This is a genomic window from Pseudomonas sp. CCC3.1, assembly GCF_034347405.1.
Lineage (GTDB): Bacteria > Pseudomonadota > Gammaproteobacteria > Pseudomonadales > Pseudomonadaceae > Aquipseudomonas.
Window position 1 is genome coordinate 3060669 of sequence record NZ_CP133778.1, and the last position, 22208, is coordinate 3082876.

The 22208-nt window shown below is 56.2% G+C and carries 22 protein-coding genes, 1 tRNA gene and 4 pseudogenes; 12 read left to right on the top strand and 15 right to left on the bottom strand.

Going from position 1 to position 22208, the window contains the following annotated elements; all coding sequences use genetic code 11:
* Positions 1-17 precede the first annotated feature (17 nt).
* Together RHM56_RS13455 and RHM56_RS13460 are read left to right on the top strand one after the other, a co-directional pair.
* The gene (locus RHM56_RS13455; protein WP_322232834.1) at positions 18-1313 is read left to right on the top strand and encodes an MFS transporter; all 1296 of its coding nucleotides are present in this window, start codon (positions 18-20) and stop codon (positions 1311-1313) included.
* Between the two features lie 20 nt (positions 1314-1333).
* Entirely contained in the window at positions 1334-2293 is a 960-nt protein-coding gene (locus tag RHM56_RS13460) for a D-glycerate dehydrogenase (RefSeq protein ID WP_322232836.1), read from the top strand.
* Between the two features lie 87 nt (positions 2294-2380).
* Here RHM56_RS13460 and RHM56_RS13465 read toward each other — a convergent pair whose 3' ends face one another.
* The 4 genes from RHM56_RS13465 to RHM56_RS13480 form a co-directional block, all read right to left on the bottom strand.
* On the bottom strand, positions 2381-3463 hold the full coding sequence (locus tag RHM56_RS13465; protein ID WP_416194853.1) for a polyamine ABC transporter substrate-binding protein: 1083 nt from the start codon (positions 3461-3463) through the stop codon (positions 2381-2383).
* Between the two features lie 63 nt (positions 3464-3526).
* Entirely contained in the window at positions 3527-3868 is a 342-nt protein-coding gene (locus tag RHM56_RS13470) for a cupin domain-containing protein (RefSeq protein WP_322232838.1), read from the bottom strand.
* 30 nt (positions 3869-3898) lie between these two features.
* The gene (locus RHM56_RS13475; RefSeq protein ID WP_322232840.1) at positions 3899-5305 is read right to left on the bottom strand and encodes an FAD-dependent oxidoreductase; all 1407 of its coding nucleotides are present in this window, start codon (positions 5303-5305) and stop codon (positions 3899-3901) included.
* Between the two features lie 49 nt (positions 5306-5354).
* Positions 5355-6176 (bottom strand): helix-turn-helix domain-containing protein, encoded by an 822-nt coding sequence (locus tag RHM56_RS13480; RefSeq protein ID WP_322232842.1) that lies wholly within the window; start codon positions 6174-6176, stop codon positions 5355-5357.
* A gap of 254 nt (positions 6177-6430) precedes the next feature.
* Between RHM56_RS13480 and RHM56_RS13485 the strand changes: the two genes are divergently transcribed.
* Positions 6431-6703 (top strand): DUF1652 domain-containing protein, encoded by a 273-nt coding sequence (locus RHM56_RS13485; RefSeq protein WP_322232844.1) that lies wholly within the window; start codon positions 6431-6433, stop codon positions 6701-6703.
* 91 nt (positions 6704-6794) lie between these two features.
* On the opposite strand, the gene RHM56_RS13490 is transcribed toward RHM56_RS13485, so the two are convergent.
* Entirely contained in the window at positions 6795-9272 is a 2478-nt protein-coding gene (locus tag RHM56_RS13490; RefSeq protein WP_322232846.1) for a UvrD-helicase domain-containing protein, read from the bottom strand.
* A gap of 269 nt (positions 9273-9541) precedes the next feature.
* Between RHM56_RS13490 and RHM56_RS13495 the strand changes: the two genes are divergently transcribed.
* The gene (locus RHM56_RS13495; RefSeq protein ID WP_322232848.1) at positions 9542-10237 is read left to right on the top strand and encodes a pirin family protein; all 696 of its coding nucleotides are present in this window, start codon (positions 9542-9544) and stop codon (positions 10235-10237) included.
* Between the two features lie 22 nt (positions 10238-10259).
* Here the strand turns inward: RHM56_RS13495 and punC are convergent, their stop codons facing one another.
* A complete protein-coding gene (gene punC, locus RHM56_RS13500; RefSeq protein WP_322232850.1) occupies positions 10260-11447 on the bottom strand; it encodes a purine nucleoside transporter PunC in 1188 nt (395 codons plus the stop codon).
* 117 nt (positions 11448-11564) lie between these two features.
* On the opposite strand from punC, the gene punR reads away from it, so the two are divergent.
* Entirely contained in the window at positions 11565-12485 is a 921-nt protein-coding gene (gene punR, locus RHM56_RS13505; protein ID WP_322232852.1) for a DNA-binding transcriptional activator PunR, read from the top strand.
* Positions 12486-12737: 252 nt separating this feature from the next.
* Here punR and RHM56_RS13510 read toward each other — a convergent pair whose 3' ends face one another.
* The gene (locus RHM56_RS13510; RefSeq protein ID WP_322232854.1) at positions 12738-13274 is read right to left on the bottom strand and encodes a DUF4174 domain-containing protein; all 537 of its coding nucleotides are present in this window, start codon (positions 13272-13274) and stop codon (positions 12738-12740) included.
* Between the two features lie 237 nt (positions 13275-13511).
* Between RHM56_RS13510 and RHM56_RS13515 the strand changes: the two genes are divergently transcribed.
* From RHM56_RS13515 to RHM56_RS13525, 3 genes are read left to right on the top strand one after another with little or no spacing between them, the layout of a single operon-like run.
* Complete coding sequence (locus RHM56_RS13515; RefSeq protein WP_322232856.1) at positions 13512-14051, top strand: DUF3455 domain-containing protein; 540 nt, start codon at positions 13512-13514, stop codon at positions 14049-14051.
* Between the two features lie 54 nt (positions 14052-14105).
* The gene (locus tag RHM56_RS13520) at positions 14106-14672 is read left to right on the top strand and encodes a sigma-70 family RNA polymerase sigma factor (RefSeq protein WP_322232858.1); all 567 of its coding nucleotides are present in this window, start codon (positions 14106-14108) and stop codon (positions 14670-14672) included.
* Positions 14669-15388, top strand: a complete 720-nt coding sequence (locus RHM56_RS13525; protein ID WP_322232860.1) for an anti-sigma factor domain-containing protein — start codon at positions 14669-14671, stop codon at positions 15386-15388. Before RHM56_RS13520 ends, RHM56_RS13525 begins: the two co-directional genes overlap by 4 nt.
* Here the strand turns inward: RHM56_RS13525 and RHM56_RS13530 are convergent.
* The 3 genes from RHM56_RS13530 to RHM56_RS13540 all read right to left on the bottom strand — a co-directional run bounded on the left by RHM56_RS13530 (position 15375) and on the right by RHM56_RS13540 (position 17967).
* The gene (locus RHM56_RS13530) at positions 15375-15962 is read right to left on the bottom strand and encodes a DedA family protein (RefSeq protein WP_322232862.1); all 588 of its coding nucleotides are present in this window, start codon (positions 15960-15962) and stop codon (positions 15375-15377) included. The genes RHM56_RS13525 and RHM56_RS13530 overlap by 14 nt on opposite strands.
* 94 nt (positions 15963-16056) lie before the next feature.
* The gene (locus RHM56_RS13535; RefSeq protein WP_322232864.1) at positions 16057-17103 is read right to left on the bottom strand and encodes a DMT family transporter; all 1047 of its coding nucleotides are present in this window, start codon (positions 17101-17103) and stop codon (positions 16057-16059) included.
* Positions 17104-17550: 447 nt separating this feature from the next.
* The gene (locus tag RHM56_RS13540) at positions 17551-17967 is read right to left on the bottom strand and encodes an Ivy family c-type lysozyme inhibitor (RefSeq protein ID WP_322232866.1); all 417 of its coding nucleotides are present in this window, start codon (positions 17965-17967) and stop codon (positions 17551-17553) included.
* 304 nt (positions 17968-18271) lie between these two features.
* Between RHM56_RS13540 and RHM56_RS13545 the strand changes: the two genes are divergently transcribed.
* Together RHM56_RS13545 and RHM56_RS13550 are read left to right on the top strand one after the other, a co-directional pair.
* A complete protein-coding gene (locus tag RHM56_RS13545) occupies positions 18272-18481 on the top strand; it encodes a hypothetical protein (protein WP_322232868.1) in 210 nt (69 codons plus the stop codon).
* A 165-nt stretch (positions 18482-18646) separates the two neighbouring features.
* The gene (locus tag RHM56_RS13550) at positions 18647-18973 is read left to right on the top strand and encodes a DUF2388 domain-containing protein (protein ID WP_322232870.1); all 327 of its coding nucleotides are present in this window, start codon (positions 18647-18649) and stop codon (positions 18971-18973) included.
* A 59-nt stretch (positions 18974-19032) separates the two neighbouring features.
* On the opposite strand, the pseudogene RHM56_RS13555 reads toward RHM56_RS13550, so the two are convergent.
* The 3 pseudogenes from RHM56_RS13555 to RHM56_RS13565 all read right to left on the bottom strand — a co-directional run.
* A pseudogene (locus RHM56_RS13555) lies at positions 19033-19415 on the bottom strand (glycoside hydrolase family 19 protein).
* Positions 19416-19683: 268 nt separating this feature from the next.
* Positions 19684-20048: pseudogene (locus tag RHM56_RS13560) on the bottom strand (hypothetical protein); the annotation flags it as partial.
* Between the two features lie 220 nt (positions 20049-20268).
* Positions 20269-20406: pseudogene (locus RHM56_RS13565) on the bottom strand (transcriptional regulator); the annotation flags it as partial.
* Between the two features lie 17 nt (positions 20407-20423).
* Between RHM56_RS13565 and RHM56_RS13570 the strand changes: the two are divergent.
* Positions 20424-20603: a hypothetical protein gene (locus RHM56_RS13570; RefSeq protein WP_322241872.1), complete on the top strand. Its 180-nt coding sequence runs from the start codon at positions 20424-20426 to the stop codon at positions 20601-20603.
* Here RHM56_RS13570 and RHM56_RS13575 read toward each other — a convergent pair.
* A complete protein-coding gene (locus tag RHM56_RS13575) occupies positions 20600-21133 on the bottom strand; it encodes an anti-virulence regulator CigR family protein (RefSeq protein WP_322232872.1) in 534 nt (177 codons plus the stop codon). The two genes, RHM56_RS13570 and RHM56_RS13575, sit on opposite strands and share 4 nt — an antisense overlap.
* A 95-nt stretch (positions 21134-21228) precedes the next feature.
* Here RHM56_RS13575 and RHM56_RS13580 point away from each other — a divergent pair.
* Positions 21229-21744 (top strand): annotated as a pseudogene (locus RHM56_RS13580) (tyrosine-type recombinase/integrase); the annotation flags it as partial.
* A gap of 59 nt (positions 21745-21803) precedes the next feature.
* Here the strand turns inward: RHM56_RS13580 and RHM56_RS13585 are convergent.
* Positions 21804-21890 (bottom strand) — tRNA-Leu (locus tag RHM56_RS13585).
* Between the last annotated feature and the right edge of the window lie 318 nt (positions 21891-22208).

The following is a 22208-nucleotide window of genomic DNA, read 5'->3' on the forward strand; positions in this document are numbered from 1 at the left end:
AGCTCAGGAGCCACACCATGAACGCGCTAAAACTCGCCACCCGTCGGTGGTGGTACATCATGCCGATCGTTTTTATCACCTACAGCCTGGCCTACCTGGACCGCGCCAACTATGGATTTGCCGCGGCCTCAGGCATGGCAGAGGACCTCAACATCACCCCAGGCTTGTCGTCATTGCTGGGCGCACTGTTCTTTCTCGGGTATTTCTTCTTCCAGGTCCCCGGGGCGGTCTACGCGCAACGCAATAGCGTTAAAAAGCTGATCTTTGTCAGCCTGATCCTCTGGGGCGGCCTGGCCACGCTCACGGGCGTGGTGTCCAACGCCTACAGCCTGATCGTGATTCGCTTCATGCTCGGGGTGGTTGAAGCCGCCGTCATGCCCGCCATGCTGGTGTACCTGTGTCATTGGTTCACCCGTGCCGAACGCTCGCGCGCCAACACCTTCCTGATTCTCGGCAACCCGGTGACCATGCTTTGGATGTCGGTGGTCTCGGGCTACCTCGTTCAGCATTACAGCTGGCGCTGGATGTTTATTGTCGAAGGCTTGCCTGCCGTGGTGTGGGCGTTTATCTGGTGGCGTCTGGCGGATGACCGCCCAAGCGACGCCAAATGGCTCAGCCAGCAAGAGAAACAAGACCTGCAAAGCGCGCTGGATGCCGAACAGGTCGGCATGAAGCCCGTAAAAAACTACGCGGCAGCCTTCCGCTCGCCGAAAGTCATCCTGCTGGCCTTGCAGTTTTTCTGCTGGAGCATCGGGGTGTATGGCTTTGTGCTGTGGCTGCCGTCGATTCTCAAACAGGGTCAGCAAATGGACATGGTCGAGGCCGGCTGGCTGTCGGCTCTGCCCTATCTAGCAGCGGTCATTGCGATGCTCGCGGTGTCCTGGGGCTCGGACAAACTGCAAAAGCGTAAGCGTTTCGTCTGGCCACCGCTGCTGATCGCCTCCATCGCGTTCTATGGGTCCTACGCGCTGGGCGCTGAGCATTTCTGGTGGTCCTACGCACTTTTGGTCATAGCCGGTGCCTGCATGTACGCCCCTTACGGCCCGTTTTTCGCGATCATTCCAGAGATTCTGCCTGCCAACGTGGCGGGTGGCGCCATGGCGCTGATTAACAGCATGGGCGCGCTGGGCTCATTTGGCGGCTCCTACCTAGTGGGTTACCTGAACAGCGAAACCGGCTCGCCAGGGGCTTCCTACCTGTTGATGAGCGGTGCGTTGCTGATCTCGGTGCTGTTGACCCTGATGCTTACCCCCACAGCCAAAGACCCCGTCACCCCCAAAGCCAGCGCCCCACAACGCTTGGCTCATTCTTGATTTCAACGTCGGTGATCCCCTTGAAAAAACATGTCGTGCTGTACAAAGCACTATCTGCCCCACTGATGCAGCGCCTTGAAGAACACGCGCACGTCACACTGATCGAGCGTCTGGACGCACAAGGGCTGGAGCAATTGCGTGCCGCCCTGCCCCAGGCTCAGGGATTATTGGGTGCGAGCCTGAAACTGGATGCCCAGCTACTGGACCTGGCACCCAACCTGGAAGCGGTGGCCAGCGTATCGGTGGGGGTTGATAACTACGACATCGACTACCTGACCAAACGCAAGATCATGCTCACCAATACCCCTGACGTGCTCACTGAAACCACTGCAGATACTGGGTTTGCGTTGATTCTGGCCAGCGCTCGACGCGTGGTGGAGTTAGCCAATCGAGTACGTAATGGCCAATGGCAAAAAAACATCGGCCCCGAGCATTTCGGCACCGACGTGCATGGCAAAACCCTGGGCATCATCGGCATGGGCCGTATCGGCGAAGCCTTGGCCCAGCGCGGGCATTTTGGTTTCGGGATGCCAGTGATCTACCACAGCAACTCGCCAAAGCCCGCGGTCGAAGCGCGCTTCAACGCGCACTACCGCAGCTTGAACGACCTGCTGAAAGAGGCTGACTTTATCTGCCTGACCCTGCCCTTGACTGCGCAAACAGAGGGCTTGATCGGTGCAGAGCAATTTGCGCTGATGCGCCCTGAGAGCATTTTTATCAATATTTCACGGGGCAAGGTGGTGGACGAAGCCGCGTTGATTAAGGCCTTGGAGCAAGGACAGATTCGCGGCGCCGGGCTCGATGTGTTCGAGCGCGAGCCGCTGGATGTGAACTCGCCGCTGACGCAACTGGATAACGTAGTGGCCACACCGCATATCGGCTCGGCCACCTTTGAAACCCGCGAAGCCATGGCCCGTTGCGCCGTGGACAACCTGTTGGCTGCGCTGTCGGGCAAACGCCCGGCTAACCTGGTGAACTGACCAACGACCTGTGTAGCAGCGAGCTTTTCTCGCGATCTTTTGATCGTTTAAAAGATCGCGAGCAAGCTCGCTCCTACAGGACGCCAATTACTCGCCCGCCTTGATTTTGGTCCACAGGCGGGTGCGCACCCGGTCGATGTTCAGCGGCATGGCCTCAAGTGCAAACAGTTTGCCCATCATTTCGGGTGTTGGATAAACCTTGGTATCAGCCTTGATTTCAGGGCTGACCAAGGCATCTGCTTGCAGGTTGCCATTGGCGTAATGCACGTAGTTGCTGATGCCGGCCATCACGTCTGGACGCAGCAAATAGTTCATGAAGCTGTAGGCGGCTTTTTCGTCAGGCGCATCGGCGGGCATGGCAACCATGTCAAACCAGATGGCAGCGCCTTCTTTGGGGATCGAGTAACCGATCTCGATGCCGTGGTTGGCTTCCTTGGCCCGCGTAGCGGCTTGCAGGATGTCGCCCGAGAACCCTACCGCGACGCAGATATTGCCGTTGGCCAAGTCACTGGTGTATTTCGATGAATGGAAATAGCTGATGTAAGGCCGGACTTTAAGCAGCAACGCTTCCGCTTTTTTGTAGTCTTCCGGGTTTTTGCTGTGGTGCGGCAAACCCAGATAATTCAGCGCCGCGGGCAAGACTTCCGGGCCGTTGTCGAGAATGGCGACGCCGCACTTGCTGAGTTTTTCCATATTCTCGGGCTTAAAGATCAGGTCCCAGGAGTCGACCGGCGCGTTATCACCGAGTACTGCCTTGACCTTGGCCACGTTGTAGCCAATCCCGGTGCTGCCCCACAAATACGGGAACCCATGCTCGTTGCCAGGGTCGTTGACCTCCAGGGCCTTGAGCAGCACCGGGTTGAGGTTTTTCCAGTTGGGCAACTGGCTCTTGTCGAGCTTCTTCAATGCCCCGCCTTGAATCTGCCGCGCCATGAAGTGGTTAGACGGAAACACCACGTCATACCCGGAGTTGCCGGTCATCAACTTGCCGTCCAGCGTCTCGTTGCTGTCAAACACGTCATAGGTAAACCCGATGCCGGTGTCGTGTTGGAAATTCTTCATCGTGTCGGGCGCAATATAGTCCGACCAGTTATAGACCTTCACCGTCTCGGCGGCCTGACACAACGTACCGACAAGCATTAGGGGCAACAGGGTAGTCATACGCTTCATGATTCGATTCCTAGCATGTTTTGGGCAGCTTTTTTATAGGCAGGTCTCGGCAGCTTTAAGCGATCAAAAGATCAATACATACGTCTTGCGCACGGTTTCCTGGATGTCCCAGATACCGGTGCTGTTGGCAGGCAACATCAGTGCATCGCCCGCTTCTATGGTCATGGCTTCACCACCATCAGGAGTGAAGGTGCAGCGGCCCTGGATAAAGTGACAAAACTCTTGTTGCACAATCTGCCGCCGCCAACGACCCGGCGTGCATTCCCAAATGCCGGTTTCGACACCGTCGGTGCGTTCAACGCACGTCACCGACGTGACCGCCACAGGTGTGCCCAGCGGTACAGCGACTGGAAACGACTCTTGCAAGGTTACTTGGGCGGTGTTTTTAAAATGCGTGATGCTCATGGAAAACTTCCTGATAAAGACAACATTGGGTTACTGCATAAAACCTTCCATAAAACCGGCCACCCGACTGGCAAAATGCCGACGCCATGGCGGGCTGTCGGGATTGGCCAGGGTTTTGTCTTCGTACACAAAACTGCGAATAATCGCGTTGTAACCCAACCAGCGGCAGGGCTCAGGCTCCCAGGCCTTGAGCGCGTCCAGTCCGCCCTTGGTCAGCACCCACGGCTGTTTTACCTCCAGCGTGTCGCGCTCAAGAATCAGGTCGGCCAAGGTACGGCCGCCCAAGTGACTGGCGCCAACACCCTCGCCCCCGTAGCCCCCGGCCAGCGCAATAGCGTGCTGGCGGTCGCAGAGCATGTGCGGCTGGAAACGCCGTGACATGCCCAGGTTGCCGCCCCAGGCATGGCTGATCTGGACGTTTTTCAATTGCGGGAACAATTCGCCAAACAGGTAGCGACGCAACTCGACTTCACCCTCAGTGAGGTCGAAGTTCTCGCGCAGGCGCCCACCAAACTGGTAGCCACCCCGTGCGCCGAATACCAGACGGTTATCGGCCGTGCGCTGGCCATAGGTGACCTGGCGACTGCTTTCGCTAAAAGCCTGGCCCTGCGACAGGCCAATCGACTCCCACAACGCCTCAGACAACGGCTCTGTGGCCACCATCAAACTTTGTACCGGCAACTGATAACGCCCCAGCGGCGCCAGGGTGTTGGCATAACCCTCCACCGCCGGTACCACCCAACGGCTGCGCACCTGTGCCTTGGTGGTGCGGGCACCACCGGGTTGCCACTGGGTGACCGGGCTTTGTTCAAAGATTTGCACGCCCATGCGCTCAACCGCGCGGGCCAATCCACGCACCAGCTTGGCCGGGTGAAGGGTCGCAACATGCGCAGAGAAAATGCCGCCGTAGGGTTTGGCCACCCGGATCTGTTGCGCCAGCTCGCTCTGACTCAGCCAGCGGTAATCGGCGTCATTCAAGCCTTGGGCATGCAGCTTGGCCAAATAGCTGCGCATCGTGGCCTCTTGCTCGGGGTAGCGCGCGGCACAGTACAAGGCGCCACCTTTGCGGTAGTCGCAGTCGATGCCTTCGCGGTCAATGACGCGCTTCACTTCATCGGGAATGCCGTGCAACAGATCGAACGACTCACGACGCTGCTCAGCAGAGAGACCCGCGAGCAAACGGTCTTCGCCTAACAGGTTGCCCATCAGCCAGCCACCGTTGCGGCCCGAAGCACCGAAACCTGCAGTCTGCGCCTCGACAATAGCTACGCTCAGCTCAGGCGCATGCCGTTTAAGGTAGTACGCAGTCCACAGCCCGGTGTAGCCAGCGCCAATGATCAGCACGTCGACATCCAGGTCGTGCTCAAGCGACGGCCGAGGCGTCAGAGACTCCTCAAGCTGGTCCATCCATAAACTGATCGCGCGCCATGCTGGCATTACCGGCTCCACCTTGTGTTCAAGAATGGGCCGATCCTAGCGTCTGGCCTCAGGAAACGTCTTGCGTGCGTACCCGCAAAGAAATTTGTTTGGCGTAAGCCTTGGGTGACTGGCCGGTGTGCTGGCGAAAACAGCTGTAAAACGCCGAAATTGAATTGAACCCCGCCGAAAAAGCCACGTCATCGACTTTGATCGGTGTCACCGCTGCATCCATCGCCGCCAGCACATGCCGCAGCCGGGCCTGATTCACATAGCGATAAAAGCTTTGTCCCAATACCTGATTGAGCAAATACGACATCTGATTGCGCGTATAGCCACACGCGTTGGCGACCTGTTGCAGGTCCAGATTGGGGTCAAGGTAGGGTTGCTGGTGTTGAAAGTAGCTTTGCAGGTCTTGCGCCATAAAACTCAATTGCCGAGCCGAGAGCCCGAGGCGGCTGACCGCAGGCCGCAGCGAAGGTTGCTGGTCGCTGTTTGGAGCGGCCTCGTGCACCAGCGAGGCGTATTCATTGACCCGCCAGATCAAGCCGTCGCGCACGGTAATGGCCTCACTGGCACGGAACGACACCAAGCCCTGGCTACCACGCAAGGTCATGCGGTATTGAATAAACGCCGTGTTGCCGTCCAGACGAATCCGGTCACTGTGTTCCAGGGCTTCATCCGGGGCTCTGGGCATCGACAATTGCACGTACTCGCGCAGCTCATCGAGGGTCATGACCCGGTTTTGAAAGAAGTCGTGATAGCGCACGCCGGGATGATAAAGCGCCATGACCCCGTCTAGATCCCTGTGCTTCCAGCACAAGTGATAGCGCATGACAGTTTCGCCAGTGGCGCGGGTTTGCTCGGGGCCATCGTCGTCGGGTAATGACATAAAACGCTCAACTGGCAAAAACACAGAGTGTCGCGTTTAAAGGCTGGCTTCAAGCACAGGCCCAACGTGCTGATTCATACACTGAATCGATTCATTCCATGATTCGCATCAAAACCGCTGCAATCAAATGCTCAAAACGCAAAAAAGGCTTACCGCCATCACTCATGGGTGCTAGGTTAAACACGAAAGGCTCGCAAACACACACGACAAGGTTGACTCCTTATCGTCCCCCCAGAGCAAAAGGAATCGCTCTCATGAAACCCCTAGGCACCGTCGATAAATTCAGCTTCCCCAACGCCTGCCAACTGATGCGCTGGCACTTTCACCCAATTGGCTTCGAAGCGACCATGGATGCGCCCAAAAGCATGGTGGCCCGGCTGTTTGACCGCGCCACGGGCGAAACCATGATTGCCATTGCAGGCATCCCCTGCGCAACCAGCATGAGTACCGGCGAAGTGGCACGGATCATCCAGGCCGTTGAAGACGAACTGGAAAGCTTCGTACCGCCGATGGCGTGGCAGGCTTAAACTTTTCCTCTGTGGGAGCCTGGTTTGCCAGCAATTGCTTCAGCGCGGTTTAACAGAAACCGTATCGCTGGCAAGCCAGCTCCCACAAAGGCTAACCGGCATCGAGCTTGGCACCGCGTAGATCTTCAAAAAACGCCTTGCCCTTAGGGATCCGATCCGACGCTTTGGGGATGTTCGGCCCTTGAGCGTCCTGGTTTTCCAGATACCAATAGCAATGTTTGATCGCCCGGGTGATGCCCACATACGCCAGGCGCAGGACTTCGTCTTTCTGCGCGTTGTCGTACGGATCCGGGTCACCGTCCTTGCCCAAACCCGCCATGCGGTAGACCTGATTCTTGTACGGTGACGAGGTCAGGTGCTGGCAATCACCCAACAGAAAAACAGCATCCGCCTGCAAGCCCTTGGAGCTGTGATAGGTCAGTTGTTTGAGTCTGCGGTCTTCGGGTGCCAATCTAGAATCCACATTAACTACTGACTGTATATCCTTTTCAATCAATAATTTATCGCTACTTTTTCGATACAACATCAAGATACGATCGCCGGCGTTATAGTGCTCAGCCAAGCGCGCCGCCAGGTCTTGATCGTCCCGGCTCAAGACATTCACCGGCACTGGCACCTTCGGCTCGCCGCTGGCCTTGGCCCGTTTTCCGGGAATGGACGGCGCTGCACGCACGATGTGTTCCGCTGCGTCGATGATGTGCTGGTGACTGCGGAAGTTGTCGCTGAGCATCACCCGCGTAGTGGCAGGCGACGGGAATTCTTTGTTGAACTCCATAAAGAATTTCGGCGAACTGCCACGCCAACCATAGATTGATTGCCAGTCATCGCCGACACACAGCAACGATGAACGCTGAGCGCCCCGCCCGACATGCATCGCCGGACCACGGCTGCGAATCTCACGCAAGCTGGCCCGTAACCACGAGACGATCTGCGGCGACACGTCCTGAAACTCGTCAATCATCAAGTGCGACAACGGCCGCAGTTGTTCGTGGCTCAGCAGTTTGAAGTTTTGCGGGGTGTTTTCGCCGAACAGCGAAAACATGCGGTTGTAGGTCATCACCGGCGGCGTTTGCGCCAACAGATGGTCTTCGAGCGCTCGCCAAAACAGGCTCAAGGCCTCGAAAAAGAACCGGTCCGGGTCATCCTTGGCGAACCGCATGTCACCGACAGCCGCGGCCACGTCCAGGCCCAGGTTTTCGATAAAGCTCGCAGCAGTGACGAAACAGTCCAGCAATGGCGCTGAACTCAGTTCGCCCTTGAGCTTGTAATCAAAGCCAGGACCGGCGCTGGCATCGCCTGCCAACGAGGCAATAACGCGCTTTGCATCTGCATAGGTTTCCAACCAAATCAGTGGCTTATTACAGAAAGCTCGAAATAGTGTGCGCTTGACAGCCCATTCAGCGCGCACGCTTAACTTGGCGCCCGGGCGGCAAATCTGCGGGTTCTCACGCGGGTCAAACCCGAGCACGATCCAGGCATCCAGTTGCGCAATATAGCCATGGCAATGAAACGCCGAGCCATTGATCTCCAGCGTTTCTCGGTTGGGCTCAATGCCTTTAATGGGCCACGCGCCTGCAGCAAACCAGAGATCTTCAAGGGTGTCGCACAGCTCTTCGTCACGCTTGGCGGCCAACTCAGTCACCGCCATGCGTTTTTGCACATCCGGGTGATCGCGCTCCAGCTCCTTGAGCTGCAGGGCATGCCGACAAAGCGGTGCCAACGTCTCACGAAAGCGTTCATCACGGGTATAGAGGGCGTGATAGCAGGTATTGAGCTGTTGGCGCTGAGCATCGTTGATGCGCAGGTCAAACGGGTTGCTGTCACCTTCATCGTCGTTCAGCAGGCTGCGCGTGTTGAGGGTTTCAAAAGCCTGTAGCTGGCTATAGCCAGGCAAGCTGCGCACCATCGGCAAAATGCGTGAGTGGAAAGTACGCACCACATCACGGGCCTCTTTAAGGCTCAAGGTGCGACCCCAAAGGGTGAAAATCTCTTGCAGCTTGCTGATGAAATCCTTGCGCGACTCACGGGTAAAGGTCACCACTGTCATCGAACTGAGTTCAAACCCCAAGTAATGGGTCAGCAACAGGATTCGCAGCACCAGCGAGGTCGATTTGCCCGCCCCGGCACCCGCGACTACCGAGGTTGATGGGGTATCACTGAAAATCATCTTCCACTGCGCCGCGCTTGGTTGCGCGTGCTCGGGCAACAGACTGGCGACATCGGCTTTGATCTGCTTTTTCAGCTCGGGCCCCAGCGGCAGGCGCCAGTCGTCAAACAGGTTGTCATCAATGCCGGGCGCACGAAGCACCTGCGGGCGCGTGTCACTGATAAACAGCACTTGGCGTCCCTCTTCTATCCCTTCGGCGTGGCCTTCCTGAAAGCCATAATCGACCCCGGCGCTGTGCCCGCTACGGAATCCGTCAGCCTGTCCTTGCAACCAGGAAGCCGCATGCTGGGCGCGCAAGCGGCTTAAACCGCTGCCAAACATTCGCGCAGCCAGGCGCTTAAGCCATGGCAGTTGGGTATCAGGGACAAGTTGTTCAGGCTGTTCGGGAATGTGTTGCGGCACGCTGACTCCAGGGTGTGAGGCTGTCCGGGCGGAAAGGCTATGGTCGCTGCATTACGCGCAGAGATCTAGCTAATTGCTTGAGCATCAGCTGTTTAGGCTGCTTTGTGAAGGTAGATAGCCATTGACTCGCAAACAGAAACATCAACTTAGTTGATTGGTTTCAAGCATTTTTTGCATTTTTAATCGATATGTTCTTGGTGGAAAATCACCTCCATCATCAACCGGGTAACCGTTCACAGCGCACGGGCGACCTGAACAGGAGAAGAATCATGCTTGAACTCAGACCCTTCAACACCCTGGGCGGCGCAAACCACGGCTGGCTGGATGCCCATCATCACTTTTCGTTCGCCGAGTACTACGACCCAACACGCATGAACTGGGGCAACTTGCGCGTGTGGAATGACGACGTGATCGCCCCCGGCACTGGTTTTCCAAAGCACCCGCATCGCGACATGGAGATCATCACCTATGTACGTGAAGGCGCGATCAGCCATGAAGACAACCTGGGCAACAAAGGCCGCACCGAGGCTGGCGACGTGCAGGTCATGAGCGCAGGCACCGGGATTGCCCACAGCGAATACAACATGGAGTCGACGCCGACCAAAATCTTCCAGATCTGGATCATTCCCAATCAGGAAGGTGATGCACCTTCGTGGGGCGCCAAGCCGTTCCCTAAAGGTCAGCGCGAAGGATTTGTCACCTTGGCCAGTGGCAAGCAAGGCGACCACGAGAGCCTGACCATTCGTGCTGATGCACGTTTAGTAGCGGCTAACCTCAAGGCTGGAGAAAGCGTTGAGTACCGCTTGGACAGCGGCCGTCGCGCCTACCTGGTTCCGGCGACCGGCGTGATTGAGGTCAACGGCCTGCGAGCACAAGCCCGCGATGGCGTGGCTGTCGTCGACGAAAGCGTGCTGCGGGTAACGGCGATTGAAGACAGCGAAATCGTACTGGTGGATGTCGCCTGATAGAGCATCCCCTGTGTAGGTTTCAGGACACGGCGAGAGCCTCGGCGTTTGCCTTGCGCCGCTGAATCACATACCCCAAGACTGCCAACGGCGCCGTGGCCAGCATCACTTCGACAGTGATTTGCAGCGGCTGGCTGATGTAAGTCGACACCAGCAAACTGCTCAGAAAGCACAATCCCAACTGCAAGGTGTTCTGCAATCCGGCTGCCTTGCCAGAATTTTCCGAGAACGGCATCAGCGCGTTGGCCACCACAATCGGGTAGCTGGCCCCGTTAACCAACGCCATCAGGCAAAACGGAATCAGCAAGGTTGCCAGTGTTGGCTCGGTTTGCGTGGCGACCCCATACAACCCGAGCATGCTTGCGCAGTAGGCCAGCAGCAGCCATGGCAACAGCGTGCGGCCCTTGATGCGCTGCAAGGCGCTGCGACAACCATACCCACCCACCATAAAGGCCAGGGTCGGCAGCGCGTAACTCAGACCAATGTCACTTGGGCTGTAGCCCATGTCGCCCAAGATGAACGGTGAAGCCGTCAGCCAAGCGAAGAAACTGGCCGAGCACGCTGCGAAAATCATCACGTTGCCGCTAAAAGTGGCGGAACACAGCAGCTTCCAGTAGCCCACCTGCGCCGTTGCACGCTTGGCAACGTTGAAGCTGCGCGCTTTTTCTTTAAGCAACAGGGTCGGAATAATCAGCAACAGCGACAACCCCAGCAACACGCCGAAAATGGCCTGCCACCCCAAGTGATTCAGCACCACAGCGCCCAACAGCGGGGCCAACGCAGGTGACAAACCCATCAGCGGCATAATGCCAGCAAATACTCGATTGGCCTGATCGGCCGGATAGCGGTCAATCACCAGTGCTTGCCAGGTGACCGCTGCCGCGCAAATACCGATGGCCTGGATAAACCGCAAGCCCAGCAACAGCCCAGTATTGTCGACCCACAGCATGCCCAGGCAGCCCAGCGCGAACATCGACAAGCCCATCAGCAGCACGGGTTTACGCCCCAATCGGTCCGAGAGCGGCCCCCACAACAACTGACCGAACGCAAAACCGGCCAAAAAGATGCTCAAACTCGCCCCCACTGCACCGGCTGACAGGCCCAGCTCACTGCGCAATGTGCCGAAAGCCGGCAGGTACATGTCCATCGCCAAGTAACCCAGCATGCTCAGTCCGGCGAGATAACAGGTAAAACCAAAAGAATTCTTCATGTGCATCCAAAATCTGCCATCAAACAATTTGTTGACTGCCGCGCATTATCCATCTGAGCATTGGCTTGTGAAGCGAGAATAATTGCCCTTAGGCATCAAATATTTTGAAGGCAAGTTATGTGGTCCGAATACTCTCTGGACGTGATCGATGCAGTGGCTCGCCACGGCAGTTTCAGCGGCGCAGCGCAGGAGCTGCATCGGGTGCCATCCGCCATCAGTTACACCGTGCGTCAACTCGAACAGTGGCTCGCCGTGCCATTGTTTGTTCGCCGTCACCGGGATGTCGAACTGACACCCGCCGGGCACGTTTTTGTCAAAGAAGCCCGCGACGTAATGAAAAAAATGCTGGGCACCCGACGCCTGTGCCAGCAGGTGGCCAATGGCTGGAGTGGCCAGTTGCGGGTGGGCGTGGACTCGATCGTTAAACATCCGCGGTGTCGGCAATTGGTGCTCGATTTCTATCGGCACTTTCCCGATGTGGAGCTGATTGTGCATTACGAGGTGTACAACGGCGTGTGGGATGCGCTGGTCGACGGGCGGACTGACATTGTTATTGGTGCCACACGCGCAGTGCCGGTAGCCGGCAGTTTTGCCTTCCGCGACATGGGCTCTCTGCACTGGTTGTGCGTGGCGAGCCCATCACATCCCTTGACCTCAATCAAAGGCACGCTCCACGACGAACAACTGCGCCCCTACCCGTCACTGTGCATGGACGACACGTCACGCAACCTGCCCAAACGCGACACCTGGACCCTGGATAACCAGCGACGAATGATGGTGCCCGACTGGGCTGCGGGGCTGGCTTGCCTGAGTGACGGGCTGTGCGTCGGCATGGTGCCTGCGCATTTGGCGCAACCGCTGATTGAACAAGGCCGCTTGGTTGCCTTGCAGTTGCAGCGCCCCTTCCCGGCCAGCCCTTCGTGCATCGCCTGGGCTCAAAACAATCACTCCCCAGCCATGAGTTGGCTGCTGGAATATCTGGGCGACACACCGACGTTGAACCAGGAGTGGCTCAACGAAAGCGCTGCTCAGCCTTAGAGGCTGTACGAAATGTTTTCGAGCGAAGGTTAGGCAAGGCGAGAACAGGCGAGGAAGCGGAGTTTACGAGTTGCAAGGGCGTTATTTGGACCACACACCTTGTCGAACACTTTGAGATTGGTTTGCGTTTTGACTACATGGTTTTCACGCCACTTTCACATCAACAGGCCTAGATTGGATCCACTCCTTTAGTGAATCCCATTTGGCCCGCTCCCCCCAGCAGGCCTTTTTTTTGTCTGCTATTTAAGGTCTTCAGTCATCCAGCGCTTTGGGGGCCTTGGTGGGTTTTGCAGGCTTGGCTGCCTTGTTCGAGGCGCTCGTCTTGTCGGGTGCAATCACCTCAGCCTGCGCCTGGGTTTCTTTTTCACTGGCGGGCAAGGCATCAATGGTAGCGAACAGTTTTTTGAGGTCGACGTCACCTTCGTCTTCAAGCTTTTTCTCGCCATCCTTGCCGATCAAAATCACTTTGGCCTTGTCAATGATCATCCCCGGCTTGAGCCCGCGAATCAGCGACATCGTGGATTGCGGCTCGAGGTCCTTGCCTTCGCGTTTACCGGTAATTCCAGCAATCGTGTAAAGCACCATATTGCGCTCGTCAAAACCCTGCCGATTGGCCGGGTCTTTCAGTGCTGTTTTGAGATTGGCCAATGTCGGATCAGCCTCTGTACGGGTAACGATGATCAATGGGCGAAATTTCCCGCGATCCTGTTCAAGAGGGCTTGGCACTTCGACAGCCTGCACAATACTCGTCACCAGAACACTGGCGAGGATCAATAAACGGATAAACATCCAGATCTCCTTTTATTATCGGACCGGGTCCGCGAACGTACCGCCAAGGGCTTGAAACACTTGACGCTGAGCCTCTTGGACAAAGCGTAGGCCAAGGGTTTCATCGCGCAACCGGGTCTTCGGACTTTGCCCGCCATGTTTATTTTTTGCAACTGCATCCAAATCGCTCGCCCAAGGGTAGTACCTGTAACAGCCCCTTTGCTGTTAAGCGTGTGACTACCCTTTGGAGAGAATTGCATGAACGCAAAACGCTTGCTCAGCCAAACCTTACTGACCCTGGCCGCCGCGATGTGTGTGGCAGCTCCGAGCGCCTATGCGCAGTCCCAACTGCCGGAAAACATCCGCGTTCCCGTGGGCCACAAGGTGACGATGAAGACAGTGGGTGTCGGCGAAATAACTTACGAATGTAAGCAAAAAGCCAACGACCCCAGCCAAATGGAGTGGACATTTGTAGGCCCAAAAGCCCAGTTGAATGACACAAATGGTAAACAAATTGGAACCTATTTTGGTCCTCCTGCCACATGGCAAGCGTTGGATGGATCTAAAGTCACAGGCACCCAGCTCGCGGTTGCTCCGGCAGGCGCGGGCAACCTGCCGTATCAATTGGTCAAGGCCAATCCGGCCGAAGGCAAAGGCGCCATGAGCGGCGTCAGTTACATCCAGCGTGTCGCGCTCAAAGGCGGTGTTGCGCCCAGCAGCGAATGTTCAGCCGCCAACAAGGGGCAGCAGCACGTGGTCAAGTATCAGGCGGACTACATCTTCTGGGCCAACAGCTAAGCCCGTGAAGCCTCTACGCGCGAAGGAATGCCTCATCTATGACGATTGAAAACCGTGACGTTACCTGAGTCTTTTTTTGACTATGAAGCCTGCCTGCTCGCCTGCGCTCGCGGCGAGCGCCAGGCGCTGGTGGCTTTATATGCACAGGAGAGCGCACGGTTGCTGGGCGTGGCCAAACGGATCGCCCGTGACAACGCACTGGCTGAGGACATCGTGCATGACGTCTTTATCAGAATCTGGACCCGCGCTGCCAGCTTCAACCCTGAGCGCGGGTCCGCACGCGGATGGATTTTCAGCGTGACCCGACATATGGCCTTGAACTTCGTGCGCAACAATCGCCACGCGTTTCAAGTCAGTGAGGACAGCGAGATGCTGCTGCACCCTTTAGCCACGCTGGATGGCCACGCCGCGCCGCAGGATGAGCGGCAATGGCAAACCGGTGCCGAGCGCATTCACGGCTGCCTTGAACAGCTTGAACCTGCTCGACGCAGTTGCATTGTGCACGCCTATGTCGACGGCTATACCCACGCCGAAATTGCCGAAAAACTGGCCACACCCTTGGGCACAGTCAAAGCCTGGATCAAACGCAGTTTGAGCGCCTTGCGCGAGTGCATGGGATGACTTTCAAGCCTGACGAAGACAACCCGAACGCGCGCGACGCACTGGCAGGTGAATACGTGCTGGGCACTCTGGACGCCGAACAGCGTCAAGCCGTTGAACAACGCATGCCACAAGACCCGATGCTGCAAGCCGCCGTCGATCGTTGGGAAGCTCGTCTTTTGCCGCTCACCGATCTGGTGCCGCCACACCCTCCTTCGGCCCGGCTGTGGCCACGTATCGAGCGCAGCCTGAATGCCTCGAACTCTCCCGTTCAAGCCAAGAACCCAATCCATTGGTGGAACCTCTTGCCGCTCTGGCGCGGCCTGTCAGCAGCAGGACTGGCTGCGACGGTGGTGCTGGGCACGGTATTGCTCACCGCGTCACCAAAGGTTTCGCCGCCGGCCTACGTTGTGGTGTTGGTAGCACCACAGAGCCAGGCTCCGGGCTGGGTCATTCAGGCCAGCAATCGTCAGAACATTCAGCTTATCCCGCTGGGCGTCGCGCAAATCCCATCCGACAAGGCGCTGGAGTTCTGGACCAAGGCCGAAGGCTGGGATGGCCCGGTGTCTCTGGGTTTGGTCAAACCGGGGCAAACCTTATCGGTACCGCTGGACAGCCTGCCGCCGCTGGAGCCCAATCAACTCTTTGAGCTGACCCTTGAAGGCCCTGAGGGTTCGCCAATAGGCAAGCCTACCGGACCGATTCAATTCATCGGCCGCGCCGTCAAAGTGATTTGACCCCTGCCCGGCTTTTAGCCCGGTAATGACGTATCACCGCCAACGCCACCATCAGCACAATCACGCACAACACAATCGGCAGGCGGTACGGCTTGAGGTCGCCCAATACACCTTCCAGAAATTCGCCTGCCCAGTACCCAACGCTGGCAAATACCGTTGCCCACGTCACAGCGCCCAACAGATTGATACAGGTGAATTTCAAGGGTGAAACCTTGCATGCGCCAATCACCATCGGTCCGACCAGACGCATGCCATACAAAAAACGCACAGAAAAAACCGACACTGTCGGGTGTTGGTTGACCAACTGCGTCACTCGTTCAATGGTGGCTTGCTGCCTGTGCAGGCGCGGCATCAAGCGCGCTCCAAAGTAACGCCCGACCCAGAACAGCAACTGATCCCCCAGCATCCCGGCCAGGCTGGCGTAACCAATCACTGGCAACAGCTTGAGGACATGCTGGTGAGCCGCCATGCCGCCCAAAATCAGGATGGTTTCACCCTCTAGCAAGCAGCCAATAAAAATGGCCAGGTAGCCGTAGGTTGCCAGCAAGTAGTTGAAGTCAATGTGCTCAAACATGTGCGCTCTGTCGCTCCCTGCTATCGAATAATCTTACGGTTTCCTGCAAGGGCACACTGCCACGCACCCGAGCGTGCACTGACATCTGCCCCGCTCAATGCGTGTGGCGATGATGAATATCCGGAAAATGCGGATGGTTATGCCGAATAGGCAAATGCTGATGTGTATGACTGTGCGCAACGCCGGCAGGCTCATTCCCGACGTGCTCATGCTGATGATGCTCGTCATGAATATGACGATGGGTGTGCTCCAGCGGCTGGTGTTGATGGGTGTGGTCATGCGACTCGGTCAAGTGCAGCCACACGCCGATTATCATGAACGCCGCGGCCAGCCAGAACAGCCACGACACCGATTCTCCCAGCACCAGAATAGAGATGCCTGCCCCCAAGAAAGGCGCCGTTGAAAAGTAGGCACCGGTGCGAGCCGCCCCCAAGCCACGTAATGCCAGTACAAACAGCACCAGACTTACGCCGTATCCTAAAAAGCCAATCAACAACGTAGGGGTCAACACCTGAACAGGCACCCACTGCGCCCCAAGCATCAACGCAATCGTGCAATTCACCAGTCCGGCAAACAAGCCTTTGGCCCCGGCGATATACAACGCATCAGAAGCCGACACCTTGCGCGTCAGGTTGTTGTCCACCGCCCAACAAAAGCAGGCAAACGCCACCGCGAGCGGCCCAAGCAGGGAGTGCGAAACGCCCGGGGCTTGCCCCGACGGCCATGACAGCACAATCCCGCCCACGATAATCGCCAGCATGCCCAGCACAATCCTGCGGTCCGCGTTTTCCTTGAACACCACCCAGGCCAAGAGCGCCGTCAGCACAGGTTCAAGGTTCAACATCAACGAGGCTGTGGCACCGCTGGTTCGGGTCAAGCCAAACATCAGGGCAACCGGTCCTAATATCCCGCCAAATACAATCGCCCCGACCAGCCACGGCCATTCGCCGACACTCAGCCCCGAGCGCTTCCAGCTACGGTCGCGAATACAACGCGCCAGCAACAAGCCCACGCCGCTGCCCAAATACAGCAGCCCGGCCAGCAACACCGGCGGGACCTCTGTACCCAACACTTTAGCCAGCGGAGTACTGGCGCCGAACAGCGCCGCCGCTGCCAATGCATAAATCACACTTGTATTCATCTCGCCCACTTCTGCGTCAGCCGTGCCAGCAGCCTAGCTTACTCACACGGATCTGAACGGAGGGTGACAGCTGCCACCTTTTAATGCAGCAGGCGGCAGTGCACGGTAGCGCCATGAAATAAATCAGCGAAAAAACGTGCAAATCGATGTAACCGAGCTTCACTTATCAATAACGACATGAACAACCAGCGCCAACGACAGCCTGTCGCTAACTGCCCGATCCCTCAGGAGAGGACGTATCGGAGTGTGATCCAGGGTTATAAACCTTTAACAGATTACACCCCTATGCGTATCACCCTCTCGCAGACACCCCAGCGGGACAGCTCGACCAGGGTGCAAAGCACTGGAGATCAAATAAAGATCGCGCAGTGACATATAAACTTGCTTATTTAAAACAGAATCAACCTGGGTTTCCAGATGAGGAAGCAGCCGTTTCAATACGTGCAATCAATCCTCGGGATTATTATCAGCCAGGGTTTTATCCAGAAAATCCCGAATAGCGCTATCAGGCTCACCCAACACTTGCGTATTAAAAGAACGATCATCTGCAGAACGCGTCGCCAATAGCCCCCACGCCTTTGTTTTGTCTGGACTGAAAACAACAATGAATTGATTGTCGGCACAATCATGAGGTTTGCACATTTGCCCTAATGTGTAGGTATCTCCCCCAATGAGCACTTCCTCAACAGGGCTTGAAGTGCCTTGCCCGCTACGAACCCAGTCAGGAAAGGTAAACATTGCCTGATAGGCTTTTTTATAGGGTTCTTTACTCGCTATATCGAACAGATATTGATCCGCCAACGCATCAGAAAACATCAATGTCGTCGAGACGCCGACAAACGTTAAAGCCATGAAAGTTTTCATCCACCCACTCCTTAAACACCCACCAAGAAGAAACATCGTGCTTCAACCTTTAGCGCTCTGCGACCATCCGATAATCATGAAAACGCATCCCGGGATCCAAAAAGCAGGATTTTCTGTGCTAATGCCTACAGTGAGAAATATTGTCCCCACGACGAAAAATGGCTGTTTAAATGCGTTTTCCATCCTGCAGTCCCTTTAAGAATCAATTTCATCAAGCTACAAGGGCAGCCGCGAGAGCGTCAAGGACGAACCGTGTATTAAAAATGGATACCCTGACTGATCTGCCACTACGGAAATTTTGACAATGCCTAAGAAACAAGCTGCAAAGTCTGCCGAAGCGACTGCTGCAGATATAGAACGATCCATCCTGACCCTTAACAAAATGGCAGAACGCCTATGGGGGGATGGTCGAGAGGCAGAGGCTAAAGCCTTGCTAGATGCACTGGATGGTTTAAACAGAGCATTGGACAGGATCCGGATTGGCGAAAAACGCAGAATTACCACGCTTCACTGAAGGCAATTATTTTCTGACAGTAAACGGACCTTCAGCCCTGGATTACTGGAACTTTGCGTGATTGTGGTTGCCTTGACGTTGTTATCGATAGCCGGGCGTGTTGCTTATGGAGGGCGCCCTACTCTGCTAAGGTGTCGCCCACTCAACGCAGTGGAAATATTTAGAATGGACTCTTCGAAGGCCCTCGCAATCGCTGTTATGGCGATGATTAGCGCCACAGCCCTGGCAGCAGAAAACAACAACCCGTTTCAGGCCGCGCTCATGATTACCACCATAGTCCCCTGTGTAATCGTCTCCGGGGCCACAGCGGCCACCTCCAGCATTCCCGACCTTTTCAAGTCAGCCAAGAGCGACGCCCTGGCGTTCATAGGTTCGGATGGCGAGATACGTGGATCAGAGTTTGAGCAGGCTTCTCGCTACTACCGAGCCACCTACAGTCGCCCCCTTATGTCCGACCAGCAACTCGCGCTGGCGATTGCAGCTTCTTTGTAATCTGGCACGGATCAAACTTTGCTCTTGCGGCATGCAACTTCGCTGAAAAGCATCGAGCTTCACGCCAACATCTTCAACGCCCGGGCATACAGCGCCTGGAGATCTTCGGCCAGGGTGTTCAGCCCGTTACTGCCCCAGAACCACTCAGCGGTCATGCCGGCGTTTTGCGGTTTCTCCAGCAGCTCAGGCCCAGAGCTTCGCCGCACAGGCGGTAATTGGTCTTGCCGGTGAGCTGGATCAGGCCGCGTCCGCGATATTTCCAGCCATCGCCCGGGGCGGTGTTGCCCTTGCGCCCGGCGTAGCGAGTGGTCCATGTACTGGCCAGTCCGTCAGCGCTGTAGTTCAGGTTTTCCACCAGGCGCGTTAACTGGCCAGACTCGTGGCCGATCTGCGCAATGAAGGCTGCAATGCAATTAGCCTGAATTGAGGCGGGAACTACCACAGGAGAGTGAGTCCAATAGACACCAATCAACCATGCGTAGCACTTAGGAAATAACTGATGACAAAACAGGAAGAAGGATGAGCACCTCCACAAAGCACGGCTGGACATGGGCATACCGCAAAATCCGCGGCCTGCAATGTTCCCCACTTGCTTCGTTTTATAGGGCGACTCTTTACGTGATGCGAGGTGATACGGGAACGTTTCACAGTGATGCCACTTGGCAAAAAAACCGCATCCGCCGCTAAAAAACACCCTCATTCGGCGGGGTTCAGTATTGCGGCTCGATCAACTCGGGCGCGCTGGCCGCTGGCTTAAATCGGGATACCCTTCGGCGTCCAGCTTTCATGCACGCACCGGCACCTACCCGGCGCTTGCCGTAGCAAAGCGGTATTGGGTTGCCGGATGCCGTGGTGTTCTTGGCGCTACCAAAAGCGTAGCCGGGAGTGTTCTCGAGGGCTGCGCTGGTTTAAGGCCACCGGTTTGAGGTCTGAGCATTTGGATTACGCCGCCCAGCACCATCGAGCCTCCCATCATGATCAAGGCTGAACCAAACGGTACGCCAGCACCAACAGTGCCCCCGGTAATGGTTTGCAATGCCTCGCCGCGCTGGCTGCCAGCGATGACTGGAGCAATAAAGCTCGCCGAAGCGGGCCTTGAACAATTTGATATACCGCTACAAGCAGCCTTGCAGCCAGTCAGTCTTTTATTGGCGATCCAGTTAGCATAGGCTGGCGATGTCTATGGTGCAGGGGGCAGTCCAACGCGGTCGATGCGTAGCAGTGCGAGCCCAGAGCTGATAGCACCAGATGCAAAAAGCCCAGCGCAGGGGCTGGGCTTTCATATACAGGTCAACTTAAACAGCGTTGAGCCGATCAACCATATCCGGAAAGCGCTGAACCAACTTAATCAGTAGCACTGCCTGGGCATTGGGCTTTGACCTCGACTGCTCCCAGTTTTTCAGCGTGTCCGGGCTAGTTCTGATCTGCCGGGCTGTAGCAAGGCGAGGCGATGACCTTGATGATTCATCACCTGCATGCACATGGCTCCACTCGCAGTCAGGCATTGCTTGAACCGCCGTGCCACGTTTTCGCGCCTTCTGAAATGGTGGCGTGGGAATTCCACAATAAAAGCCTTCTTGCCATCCATAAAGATCCGGGCGACGAGATCATCAAACTCTCATCGCCTTAATCGAACGCTCCGTTGAGCACCTCGTAAATTATGCCGGAGGCGATTGCTACCAGTACCAGATCAGTCCCCGCTTGTCGCCACTCGTAGCCGTCGTAATGGGGCAATCTGCCCAGCAACCGGCCATCCAGCTTCTTAGCGATACCCGGAGGGAGCGGTTTCCCTCTAGCTAGGTTCTTTTGTGTTCCGGGTGGCAACGAAGGACCAGGGCGCCAATAGTCGCGGTGGCCGCCGAGCACGCCCAATACGTTACTTCGGTCAATGCTGGGCCCATGATTCCAATCATTCCCGGCGGAACCTTTGCCCTGATTACCCTTATTACCCTGATTACCCTGATTACCCTGATTACCCTGATTGCCCTGATTGCCCTGATTGCCCTGATTGCCCTGATTGCCCTGCCCTTGGCCGCCCTGTGAGTTGCCCTTTTCATTGACTTGACCTTTCCCGTTGCCGGGGTCGGCCAACGCCGCCACCGAGCCAACGGCCAAAGCAAAGCAGGTAACAGCGGCTATAAGCGAGCGTGATTTAAACATGACCGTTTTCTCCAAAAGGGAATATCCATTGAAATGTAGACGGTATTACCGATTTTAGTTCCGCATAGCCCACCCTACTCGCTTCATCTGGTATCTACATCGAAGATGCGTTGTTCAAGCGCGTGTACGAGAAGGCCGATGCTGGCCTGAAAGATGCGATGGACCTTGCCTATTTGACTGGGCATCGCGTGACTGACACTCGATTGCTGGATGAGCGTGACGTTCGCGAGGGGCAAATATGGGTGCTGCAAGCTAAGACAAATGCCAAGCGCCGGATTGAAGTAACTGGTGAGTTTCAGGTTTTAATAGATCGAATAATGTCCCGAAAATCAGGGCATAAGGTCCGCTCGACGCGGCTGATCGTTAGCGAAGACGGCACGCCAATGTCAGTGGCAATGCTACGTGGAAGGTTTGACTTGGCCAGGGAGGCGGCCGGTGTTGCAAAGGCTGAGTTCCAAATGCGGGACCTGCGCGCAAAGGCTGGTACCGACAAGGCAGAATCGAGCGGAGACATCCTGCAAGCGCGGGATCAATTAGGACACACAACTGTCGTCATGACTGAGAACTATATCCGCAAGCGAATAGGTAAAAAGGTCACGCCGACAAAGTGAATTGCGGAAAAAACAAAGGGCCTGCGAGGCGTTAAAACCTTGCAAGCCCTTGATTTGTTTGGTGCCCGAAGCCGGAATCGAACCGGCACGTCCTTTCGAACGGGGGATTTTAAGTCCCATGCGTCTACCAATTTCGCCATTCGGGCGGTAGCGCTGTTAAGCGGGTCAGGCAGGATAGGTTTTGATGTGTAAAACAATCATGACCCTGCGTGACAGGTGGACGAATATATAGAGCCTGCGCCGATGAGGCAAGTTGCTTAGTGGTTTTTAAGTGATATTTTTTATTTCTCATTCACGATAAAACCATCGAAAAATCATAGAGCTAGGTAACTAGTGGTTAGGTCGCGTCAGAATTCCCTCTGTGTAGTGGCAGATAAAAACTCGAAGCTGGCTATTCCGGTAAAGCGTCCCCGAACGGACCTGATGCTTAGACGCAAGAGGTTGCCGCGTTCAAGGTGGTTTGA